Here is a 10,072-nt window from a genome sequence, read left to right as displayed (position 1 = left end):
GAGTGAAAAGGCGTCAGTATCCATGATATAGAAGAGGCTTAAAAAAGTGGGTATTGGGACACAATGATATTGATGAGTCAAATCCAGTTTTTAACAAAATTTTCACGCTCTTGACCTGGCAAGGTAAGCTGCTTCAACCATCGTTAAACCTGCGACCTCTATTTTGAAGTTGAGCAAACGATTAAAGGTTTCTTTATGTAATCCTCGCGGTATCGGATACAGTTCATCTGATATGTAATGAGCGGGAAGGTCGTTATTGCTTATATTGAGAGGATCTACTGCACAAAAATAGGCATCAGATCGCTCAACCTGCAATAGTGTTTTTTCTGTGCCTGCATGGTTCCAATTACAAGGATCAATCAATCCATCTTCTCCTGCATCGATCCATGCATAGTTTGAATAAACCACAGTATATCCGTCTGGACGTTCTTTATCAAATGAGTCAAACACTCGCTTACGAAACATACCTATGACAGCTTTTCCCGGCAGAATACCGTTATCCACCAGCCCCCGGCAGACAAGGTATGAAAATTTAGGTGTCCAGTTTGTCACAGGAATATCAATATACATGGATGTGAAATCAATGCAGATTCCATCTGTGATAGACAAGTCCATCCGTTCTCCTGAAAAAAAGCGCACCATAAATGCGCCTGTTAGGACTAAAACATTTATTTTTTTCTTTTCTTAGCAACCGGTTATGCTGTCGGTTCGACGTACCGAAGGCTATCTGTACGCAGTTTAGGCTGGTCCACAGCTTGCAGGATGAGAGTGTAAGTGCGTTTGCCTGCAACAAGGAAGAGATCCGTTGCATCACTCCAGCGGCTTTGTTCTGGGCACGTTTGATGCGAAGGATGTTTCCCGGCAATTGGCTAACTTCCCAACCTTTACTATCTGAAAGATATGCATTTATCTTCTCACCTTTAGCCATTGGCAGAAGATAGACCTTCGCAGCAAAAGTACCGTAAACATAGACGGTGTTTTGTGACTGCACATGGAAGACCGCTTCGCTTGACTGACCTGTGTAGTTTTTCAGTGAATCATCGCTGTTCAGATCGGTTGATGCTGTATCTGGTACAATAGTCGTTAATTGTTCAACAGAGGATTGTTCTGGCTGTACTTGCTCTTGCTGAACGGCAGAGGGGGCAGGAGTGCTTTCACCGGAAATGCCAGATTTAGACGCTTCGTACTCTAGGAATGGTGTATCAGTATGAGAAGCTTTCTGTGCTTCCTCAGTAGCTTTCACCATCGAATCGTTGATAACCGCGTTAGCAATACCCTGAACATCTTCGTCAGGCAGTTTTTCAGCTTCGCTTGCATGATCAATGGGCTTTTCTGTTGGAATCGCATCAGCAGACGAATTGGCAGGTGCAGCAATATCAAGCAATAATTCCTTTGAGTTACTGTTTGAGGAAACACTACTCTGAGCGTCTTCATCAGGTAGGTTTTCAGGAGCAACGGGTTTTTCTGCTGAAATTACATCAACAGATGGATTGGTTGGTGTAGCAGTAGAAAGCATAAAAAAGTCTGGGGCACTCGTTCAGTCGGCGATAGAATGAGCAACTAAACGTACTTATCGGGAATCTCATCATTAAAGCCTATATCGTTAAAGTGGCTCTTCAGGGTATCAGTCCTATAGTCTGGCGGCGATTCAAATTGTCAGGTGAGATTTTTTTAGCGACTTTATCGCATAAGTGCCCCGAGCTTTTTCATGCTCTCAACGGCAACCGTTGGAACGTCGCTCCGCAATTGTTGACGCTGGTCAAACGGCCACTGACTCTGGAGGATGAAGTGGAAAAAACAATCAGTAAATCAATTCATTAAAACGACAGGTTACGTTACTCGTCATTTTCGAGGGTTCTTCCACTGGACCCCAGGTAGATTGGCTGATTGGGTCAGGGGGCTTCTGTGTCGAAAAAGTAATTTTGTGGTGACCTGTGCTCTGGCAAACAAGCTGGCCAGAATAGCTTGGGCATTGACAACGCGGCAACAGGCCTTTATCGCGTAATATTTACCTTAATTAACAAGTTTAAGTAGTTACTTATCAGGTTTTGCGAATGCTGATTATTGATGATACGAACGGCCAACCGGCCTGTTGAAGAACCTGTAAAACGGAATGGCTCAGTGGAAGCCGTATATTTTTCTGAGGTTCATCAGGCGCGGAACTCATCGAGGCGCGGGTATAAAGCCTATTCAGACGCCGGATAGATTCAAGCAAGCCAACATATTTTTCAATTTCAGTATTGCAAAAACGGGAGTGACCATAGATTCCGTTTTCCAAGCGGACCCCCGCAAGACCCGCGCAATAAGGTTAAAGCTGTATTGCCTGAACCCCAGACACCAGTGATGGAACGCGCACATCCACAGCCACGGTATGTCAGGGCTGTGTCGGCAGGACAGGCTGGTACGACTTTCGCCAGCCGAATTCTTCCCCTGCCGAACAACGGTCAGCGAGATCGTTCAAGGTGTCGAACAGGGAATAAGGCCGATACCTGACCTGACTCTAATGTGACAGAACCCTCTGAAGATACTTAACTCATTATTAGAAAATTTTATTTGATATGGATAATTATCATAAAGAGTTATTAAAATAATAAAAAATGAAATTTCCATTTAAATCAAATTAAATTAAATTATTTATAGAGATAACTATGGAGTTAGTATGGAAAACCAAGATTGTAATTCACCACATGATGATGAAAAAACTCCAAATTTATGACTGAATGCCGTCGTTTTCGTGAAAGCATAATAACCTTGAAAAAAGGAAATTTAATGATATCACCTGATGATATCCCTTCACGTTCATTAAAGAGCATAATTAATACGGTAGCGTGGTCAACCTCAATCCCCCGCTCCGCCCTCATTTCCTCGAGATTGCGCAGGCTCAGGGCGTAGGCCGGCATTGGGCAGGATAATGGAGGCGTTTAAACACATTTCGGATCAGGGACATCGTTCTGGATTCGCTCAAAAACAGGGGAGCTTACCTGGTGTTCCGCTAGTGCAACAGTACCGACAGATCTTACTCTTTCCGGTCCATATTTGCCTTGAGCAAAAATAGTCGAAGTCGTAAGAGATTAAACTGTTAATTTATTGTATTATCACGAGTAATTGGTGAATTATTATGCGTTCAACTCCATCTTCGGACTCTTTATCTGCCAGGGAAAAACAGGCCAATTTACCTAAATTTGACCCTGCAACGTTTGATAAGTACGCAGAACTCTATGAAAGAATGACTTCTTGGCCTTATCGTCAGGAATTAGAGCTTCCGACGTTAGAAAAATTACTTGGGGATCTCTCCAGTTTAAGTGTGCTGGATTTCGGGTGTGGGCCTGGCGTAATTTCACGCTGGTTGAATGAGCGGGGCGCAAAACGCATTGTCGGCCATGATATTTCCGAAGGCATGCTTAATTATGCCCGCCGGCATGAGGAAAAAGAACAGCGCGGAATTCACTATATTTCAAAGATTAATGAAGATTATAACGTATATTTCGATATAGTCCTTGCTGTTTATGTGATGCCTTATGCGGCTAACTACGCGGACTTAATGGCGATGAGCCAAACCATGGCCAGGGTATTAAAACCGGGGGGTCGGCTGCTCACACTCCCTATCCACCCTGATTTCAATTCAGATCCCGAATATTATCGCCCCTTTGGCTTTCGCCTGATTGAAGGGCAGCCGCGCACGGACGGTAGCTCCCTCCGGCTTCATATCTGCCAGCCACCTTACGATATCAATATACAGGCCTACTATTGGTCGCGTCCGACACTGGAAAATACGCTACAACAGGCTGGTTTTCAGACTGTAAACTGGAAATCGTTGAATGTGCCGGCCAACCCCCTGATCCCGCATCTTTCATCCTACGTTCAATGCCCGCATGCCGCTATTCTTGAATGTATCAGGGGGGATGCGTGTTAATCAATGTTGGCCAGTCCGCCTTCTCCCCTTTAGTTTCCAACATTGAGCATATCGACCGGCATGAGTGGGATGCGTTGGTCTCCGATAATGACTTTTTTCACAGTCACGGCTGGTTAGGTGGGCTGGATTACGCCTTGGGCAAGGGGGACGTTTTTACTCTGTACGGCAATGCGGGATTGTTAGGCGGTTGCGCACTCTGGGATGGCGAAGATCAGTCCGGGCTGTTCTATCTGCCAGACTACTTCCCCGGATTGGACGGTCCTTGGCAACAACCCTTCTTGTGGGGCGGGGCCCGCCGTTCCACGCACAATGAAATCCCCTGCGTGCAGGGGAGCCGCCGGGGTGAAACATTGTCGACCATGGCTGAAATGCTTGCCCAGTTGGCCGGGAACCGGGGATATTACGCAACTATTATGCCTTTTATGCCGCTGCATCAGGCCCTCGAGGTTGCCCGTTACTATCCCCATGCTCGAGTATTGATGCATTCAGGGGAAGCGACCCTATCTGTACCGGCCGGGGGGCTTGATTCGCAATTACAACAATTGTGCTCCCACCACAGGGTAAGAACCAACGCGGAACTGGCCGCCTTTACCCGCTTAGGGAACCGGGTGGAATGGTGCCGACTGGACGATTATCTACTGGAGGCGGCGGCAGAACTTATTGCTAATAACCGGGGAAAATACGGTAGCCATCAAGGTATTGACTGGATGCAGCGCATATTTGATGGACAAAAAAAATCCTCAGTCATCAACGCCGCCGTTGCTGCCGTAGCCAAACGCGGTGAGCAGATCCTGGGGGTAACCATCTTCTACCGTTTTGGTGAAACCCTTCATGCCCGTTATTACGGTTCGAATTATCAGATAGACGATAACGACTTCCGTTATTTCGTGCTGACCTATTACTACTCGTTAGATTATGCGGCGAAAAACGGTATCCGTGAATGTCGGCTGTCCATTTCCGCCCTTAGAGCCAAAACGCGGCGTGGTGCAAAAATAGAGCCGCTCGCCGCGCTGTTGCTGTTCGAAAATGCCATCCCCCTATCAATAAGCGAATGTAAAGACTATAACCGCCTTTTTTACCAACATTACCAACAACAGTTCGGCACACATCTGACCCACGACTGGGCGCTGCTTGATTGAAGGAGAACCTTATGCTGCATCTGATGTATTTACTGAAACCAACACAAAAAGCCCATTTGGATATGACCGCATTTTGGCATTGGGTGGAAAAACGTGACGAATGGTTCTACCATACACTAGAAATGACTGGGGAACGCCGTTGGTATGTCCGCACTATTGGCGATAACGTCCACTGCCTGGAACATTACGTTACATTCGCCGACGAAGCAGCGTGGGGGCAGTACCGCAGGGCGGTGTCAAAACTCTGCAAGGATCCCGAATGGGAAAAAATCCGCACCGAGCAATCTCTGTGGTGGGAAATCCTTGATTCAAGTTTGTTGAACGATGCACCTTTTATCGTCAACCCCAGGAGATAACATGAATCTAATACAACGCAGCCTTTATTTGCTCAACAACGCGCGCTTTTTCACCCTTGCCAGTCGGCACGCTGACAATATTCCCTGGGCTTCTACGGTTAATTATGTGCCATTATTCGAACCGTTGCGGCTGGTGTGGTATTCGATGAGGACCGCCAGACATTCCGAAAATATTTGCCACCATGCAGAGGTCAGCGGTTCGCTGTTTTGTCATGATATGCAGGCAACTTCACCGCCAGGGCTGGACGGTGCACAGTTTACCGGCAGCGCACGGGAAATACCCCAATGCGAATGCGAATGTATCCATCAGGATTATTACCGACTCAATTTTCCCGAAGCACGGGATCGTGCCCGCTGGCAGTTGCCGCTACACGAGTTTTATGGTGATGGTGCGCGACGCTTTTATGAACTCCGTATCAATGACTGGTGGCTATTGGATATTGATGGTTGGCTGAAAACCAAAGAAGACAGGCGAGTTCCCGTCCCCCTTGCCCAATTGTTTGTACCAAAACAGTATAATGAGTCTATTTTACCCAGCGTTACCCAATGAACCTGGCTGTTATCTGATAGGGAAAAGTTGGGGGATTTGACTTTTTCCGTATCTGAAATGTTTAGTTAATTTTAGGATATTTTTGTTTTTGGAATGTCGGATAAGCGTAGCCTGTTACCAGACCGCGCGCTCCTAAGAACGGAGCGTGCAGTAGGGTATTTGGCCTACGCGCTGAGCCTGCGTGACCGGGAGGAAATACTCGTTGAGCGGGGGATAGAATAGACCTCTTTCTAATACATATCTGGATAAAAATGTCGCAATGGTTCCATTTGCTGATGAAGGATACGGAGGACATAAACCTCCGAAGATTGGCAACGATAGAAAATGGCGTGTTTTTGATGATCATGACGTCGAAGCCCTATCGCAATCTCAGGACACTCATGCCCCATAAGTGGGTTCTCGGCTAACGTTTGTAAAGCACTATGCATACCTTCCGTGTATTCATCGGCTTGCTCAACACCAAAATTCAGTAAGGTGTATTCAAAAATATGCTCAAAGTCTTCGGATGCAAGGTTAGAAAGCTTATACATTATGTTTTTGTTTTACCTTCGCTGCGATGTCGTGAAGCGATAATGAGCATTCACCACTTTGTTCGCCGGCTTCAATTGCCATTTTTAAAGCCGTGGTTTGTTTCTCTTGTCTCTCCAACAATCGTAATGCTGAACGAACAACCTCACTGGTCGAACCGTAACGACCTGACGCGATGAGCTGACCTACAAACTCATCCAATTGAGAACCGATCGTGACACTGGTAGTACGTGACATAATGACACCCTTGTGTGAATAATTAACACACCAATAATAATGTATGCAAGAAACAAAATCAAAGTGATCGAGGGAATATATGGCACTGTTGCAAATAAAGTTATCAATTTGATCTGTTCCGGCTCGAAGCAGGTTATAGACCAAATACTCGATTCACTAGACGCACTTCGCCTAAAGGTTGCCCATAATAAAAGCTTTCTGCCTGACCTTTGCGCAGAGCGCGCATCACTTCAATGCCTTTTATCGTCGCAGGCGAGGTTTTTATCGGTTTAAACCCTAATGTGGGATTGATAATACGCTTCAAGTTACCCTGATCACATTCAATCACATTGTTGTGGTATTTGATTTGTCGATGTTCAACGTGAAAGGGACACTTCCCTTCAAACTTGAGGATATTAAGTGCCCGGGCGTAAGGCGCGGCTTTATCGGTATTAATGACTTTGGGTATTTGCCATTTCTTCACGCGATTAAAAATCGATAAGCCGCCTTGGTATTCCGGCGTGGTGAGAGATAAAAATCAATTGTATATCCTTGGCTCTCTGTCGCACGATAAAGGTAAGTCCACTTGCCGTTCACTTTCACATACGTTTCATCCAGATGCCAAGCGCCGACACCCGTTGGATGACGCCAATACCATCGTAGTCGTCTTTCCATTTCAGGTGATAGTGCTGAACCCAACGATAAAGAGTCGTATGGTCAACATTGACGCCACGCTCAGTGAGCCTTTCCTGGCGTTCACGGTAGCTGATGCCGTATTTGCAGTACCAACGAACGGCCCACAAAATGATAATGCCTGTAAAATGACAGCCTTTGAATACATTCATACGGTGAGCTCCCGTTACTCAACATTTAACTTAGCATCATCAGTGACTCAAACTTTGCAACAGTGCCGGTATTGATCCCATCATGGCGAGTGTGCTTTCCTCACAACTGGGTGATGGAAAACAATATTCTCGCAGCCGGGATTTTGCGGCCTCGACGGGTTTGGTTCCCCGCCAGTACAGCACCGGGGGAAGGACGACATTATTGGGGATCAGTAAACGGGGTAATAAGACGCTCCGGCAACTGTTGGTACTCTGCGCCCGGTCATTCATGCAACAGATTGAGCACCGGCAGGGAAAACTGGCTGACTGGGTTAAGCAGCAGCTTGAACGAAAGCACTCGAATATCGTGGCCTGTGCATTGGCTAATAAACTCGCCCGGATAGCGTGGGCTATGACGACACAACACACGGTATTTGTCGCCTAAAGCTGGCGTCATTATTAATAAATTTAAACGTTACCCCACTGGTTTTGCGAAGACTGATAATTGATGACATGAACGGCCTACCGGCCTGATGAGAAACCTAGCATAAAAAATGGCTCTTTCAAGCCGACACGGTTTTAAGGCTCATCAGGAGCGGAACTCATCGAGGCGCAGGCTCCTTGCCTACAGTGACGCCGGACAGATTTAAGCAAGCCCAAAATTCATCAAAAATTAGTGTTGCAAAAAGGAGGGGAACCATAGATTTTATGCTATCTAATCCTGACGCGTTCCCCTTATTATTATATCTTTACACAAAACACCCATAAATGGGGTTTATATGTGAATGTATAATTGGTATTATAGCCATCTATGCACAAAAAACCATATCAAGGGTATAGCTGTGGAGATAATGGAATGGATAGGATTACAGCAATTAACACATTAGACAAGTTCAGCAAAATGGGAAAACGTATTTTCCTTTTGCGGGATTTGGAAGTTATCTTTGCTGACGACCCCCCTCGGACACTGCAAAAATCTATTGATCGCCTCATCAATGCCGGATTGCTAGTCCGTATCACCAAAGGTGTTTATGCGTATGCGCGGGATGGTCTGGGGTCTTATCCGCTGGAGACAATTTCAACAAATATCCGTCGGGGCGAATACAATTACGTCAGCCTGGAATCGGCGTTGTCTCAGTATGGCCTGATTTCACAAATTCCCATCGACCGACTGACGATTATGTCTACTGGCAGATCGGGAGAATTTGAAACGCCGTGGGGAGTGATTGAGATCACCCACACCAGCAGGGAGCCAAGCGAAATTCTGAAAGGAACATTGGAAAACCGGGGACCACTGCGCATCGCAAGAAAAGAAACCGCTCTTCGTGACTTGAAAAGAGTGGGGAGAAATATGCACCTGGTTCAAATGGAGGAATTTGCGCATGCCTGAGCATGTCAATTTTAACGCCCTTGTCGATGAGGTCATTACCCAAGATGGACTTGCCAATATCAGGCCTGTCGTGGAGAAAGAGCTGCTGCACTATGGCATTCTGTTTTGCCTCGCTAAAGACGGTTTGCTCAGGGAAATTACCTTTCAGGGCGGCACATCGTTAAGACTCTGCTATAGTTCCAACCGATTCAGCGAAGATCTGGATTTTGCTGGCGGCCGTGACTTTTGTTCAGCGGACATGAGCAGGATTAAGGTGAGCGTGGAAAGTTACCTGGGGGCGCGTTATGGGATTGAAGTCACGGTGAAGGAACCCAATGAGCTTCGAAAGGAGCCTGAGTATGCCGATGTGAAAATCGATAAATGGCAAATCTCCGTCACAACAGCCCCGGAAAGGAAAGATTTACCAAAGCAACGCATCAAAATTGAGATCGCCAACGTTCCGGCGTATACAAGAGATGCGCGTCCATTAAAGCGGAATTACTCCGTACTGCCTGATGGCTACTCCGAAACCATCGTATCGGTCGAGACACTGGCTGAAATCATGGCGGATAAGTTGATTTCGTTCCCTGTGGCAACATCTCACATTCGCCATCGCGACATGTGGGATTTGGTGTGGCTGAAACAGCAAGATGTTGAGCCCGATTTAGACCTAATCAAGAGCAAACTATCAGATTATCGTATTACTGATTTTTACAAACTCGTTCAGGCACGACTGGACTCTATCGACAGCCTTATTGCTTCCGGTAACTTCCAGACTGAAATGAAACGATTTATTCCCGCGCCCGTTTACAACAGAACTATTGGGCAGGATCCTTTTTTACACTATCTCACAACGATCCTAAAAGAATTGCTAACGACTGTGCAAAAAGGACTGTACTCACCGGGAACCCGTACCATTCCATTCAAAATGTAATGATTAAACCTGTAATCATTTTTATGCTCTCTAAGAACTCCAAGTTAGCTAATCGTTTTAAGCCGTTATCAGGTCAGATTTTTTCAGCCCTTTATTGCTAAAGATCCTGTATAGTGAAAATCAATAATAATTTTATATTGTTACAATTTAACCCTCATTATCACTTTTTCATCTTTTTCTTATTTGAATGTTAATCGCTTAGCCGCCTCTTGAAGACGTTTTTTACCCCGTTTATCGTATTGC

13 protein-coding genes and 4 pseudogenes are annotated in these 10,072 nt (G+C 45.9%); 10 read left to right on the top strand and 7 right to left on the bottom strand.

Translation table 11 applies throughout. The features are described from left to right. Positions 1 to 102 precede the first annotated feature (102 nt). Complete coding sequence (locus tag Xvie_RS19260) at positions 103 to 615, bottom strand: hypothetical protein (protein ID WP_086110741.1); 513 nt, start codon at positions 613 to 615, stop codon at positions 103 to 105. After that, entirely contained in the window at positions 581 to 1,516 is a 936-nt protein-coding gene (locus tag Xvie_RS19255) for a hypothetical protein (RefSeq protein ID WP_086110740.1), read from the bottom strand. Before Xvie_RS19255 ends, Xvie_RS19260 begins: the two co-directional genes overlap by 35 nt. A gap of 137 nt (positions 1,517 to 1,653) precedes the next feature. On the opposite strand from Xvie_RS19255, the gene Xvie_RS21815 reads away from it, so the two are divergent. Together Xvie_RS21815 and Xvie_RS21190 are read left to right on the top strand one after the other, a co-directional pair. Next, positions 1,654 to 1,821 carry a hypothetical protein gene (locus tag Xvie_RS21815; protein ID WP_167376329.1) on the top strand — a complete coding sequence of 56 codons (168 nt, stop codon included), beginning with the start codon at positions 1,654 to 1,656 and terminating at the stop codon, positions 1,819 to 1,821. A 52-nt stretch (positions 1,822 to 1,873) separates the two neighbouring features. Then, a pseudogene (locus Xvie_RS21190) lies at positions 1,874 to 2,005 on the top strand (IS110 family transposase); the annotation flags it as partial. Positions 2,006 to 2,041: 36 nt separating this feature from the next. On the opposite strand, the gene Xvie_RS21810 reads toward Xvie_RS21190, so the two are convergent. Next, on the bottom strand, positions 2,042 to 2,278 hold the full coding sequence (locus Xvie_RS21810; protein WP_167376328.1) for a hypothetical protein: 237 nt from the start codon (positions 2,276 to 2,278) through the stop codon (positions 2,042 to 2,044). A gap of 41 nt (positions 2,279 to 2,319) precedes the next feature. Between Xvie_RS21810 and Xvie_RS21805 the strand changes: the two genes are divergently transcribed. After that, complete coding sequence (locus tag Xvie_RS21805; protein WP_167376330.1) at positions 2,320 to 2,493, top strand: hypothetical protein; 174 nt, start codon at positions 2,320 to 2,322, stop codon at positions 2,491 to 2,493. A gap of 326 nt (positions 2,494 to 2,819) precedes the next feature. Here Xvie_RS21805 and Xvie_RS22360 read toward each other — a convergent pair. Next, positions 2,820 to 2,947 (bottom strand): annotated as a pseudogene (locus tag Xvie_RS22360) (IS6 family transposase); the annotation flags it as partial. A gap of 171 nt (positions 2,948 to 3,118) precedes the next feature. On the opposite strand from Xvie_RS22360, the gene Xvie_RS19240 reads away from it, so the two are divergent. From Xvie_RS19240 to Xvie_RS19225, 4 genes are read left to right on the top strand one after another with little or no spacing between them, the layout of a single operon-like run. Continuing rightward, complete coding sequence (locus Xvie_RS19240; protein WP_086110738.1) at positions 3,119 to 3,913, top strand: class I SAM-dependent methyltransferase; 795 nt, start codon at positions 3,119 to 3,121, stop codon at positions 3,911 to 3,913. Further along, on the top strand, positions 3,907 to 5,052 hold the full coding sequence (locus Xvie_RS19235) for a peptidogalycan biosysnthesis protein (protein WP_086110737.1): 1,146 nt from the start codon (positions 3,907 to 3,909) through the stop codon (positions 5,050 to 5,052). Before Xvie_RS19240 ends, Xvie_RS19235 begins: the two co-directional genes overlap by 7 nt. 11 nt (positions 5,053 to 5,063) lie before the next feature. Beyond that, the gene (locus Xvie_RS19230; protein WP_086110736.1) at positions 5,064 to 5,408 is read left to right on the top strand and encodes a hypothetical protein; all 345 of its coding nucleotides are present in this window, start codon (positions 5,064 to 5,066) and stop codon (positions 5,406 to 5,408) included. 1 nt (position 5,409) lies between these two features. Further along, entirely contained in the window at positions 5,410 to 5,958 is a 549-nt protein-coding gene (locus Xvie_RS19225) for a pyridoxamine 5'-phosphate oxidase family protein (protein WP_086110735.1), read from the top strand. A 230-nt stretch (positions 5,959 to 6,188) separates the two neighbouring features. Here the strand turns inward: Xvie_RS19225 and Xvie_RS19220 are convergent, their stop codons facing one another. The 3 genes and pseudogenes from Xvie_RS19220 to Xvie_RS19210 form a co-directional block, all read right to left on the bottom strand. Further along, positions 6,189 to 6,488, bottom strand: a complete 300-nt coding sequence (locus tag Xvie_RS19220) for a type II toxin-antitoxin system RelE/ParE family toxin (RefSeq protein ID WP_086110734.1) — start codon at positions 6,486 to 6,488, stop codon at positions 6,189 to 6,191. Next, positions 6,481 to 6,723 carry a type II toxin-antitoxin system ParD family antitoxin gene (locus Xvie_RS19215; protein ID WP_086110733.1) on the bottom strand — a complete coding sequence of 81 codons (243 nt, stop codon included), beginning with the start codon at positions 6,721 to 6,723 and terminating at the stop codon, positions 6,481 to 6,483. The genes Xvie_RS19220 and Xvie_RS19215 overlap by 8 nt, the downstream gene beginning before the upstream one ends. A gap of 133 nt (positions 6,724 to 6,856) precedes the next feature. Further along, a pseudogene (locus tag Xvie_RS19210) lies at positions 6,857 to 7,547 on the bottom strand (IS6 family transposase). A gap of 67 nt (positions 7,548 to 7,614) precedes the next feature. On the opposite strand from Xvie_RS19210, the pseudogene Xvie_RS19205 reads away from it, so the two are divergent. The 3 genes and pseudogenes from Xvie_RS19205 to Xvie_RS19195 all read left to right on the top strand — a co-directional run. Then, positions 7,615 to 7,971, top strand: a pseudogene (locus Xvie_RS19205) (transposase); the annotation flags it as partial. Positions 7,972 to 8,382: 411 nt separating this feature from the next. After that, positions 8,383 to 8,916, top strand: coding sequence for a type IV toxin-antitoxin system AbiEi family antitoxin (gene abiEi, locus Xvie_RS19200; RefSeq protein ID WP_086110732.1), 534 nt, complete (start codon positions 8,383 to 8,385; stop codon positions 8,914 to 8,916). Beyond that, complete coding sequence (locus Xvie_RS19195; protein WP_086110731.1) at positions 8,909 to 9,829, top strand: nucleotidyl transferase AbiEii/AbiGii toxin family protein; 921 nt, start codon at positions 8,909 to 8,911, stop codon at positions 9,827 to 9,829. The genes abiEi and Xvie_RS19195 overlap by 8 nt, the downstream gene beginning before the upstream one ends. The last annotated feature ends 243 nt before the right edge of the window (positions 9,830 to 10,072 follow it).

The organism is Xenorhabdus vietnamensis (assembly GCF_002127535.1).
GTDB classification, from domain to species: domain Bacteria; phylum Pseudomonadota; class Gammaproteobacteria; order Enterobacterales; family Enterobacteriaceae; genus Xenorhabdus; species Xenorhabdus vietnamensis.
Note: the sequence above shows the minus strand (reverse complement) of the source record. Positions and strands in the feature narration are given on the sequence as shown.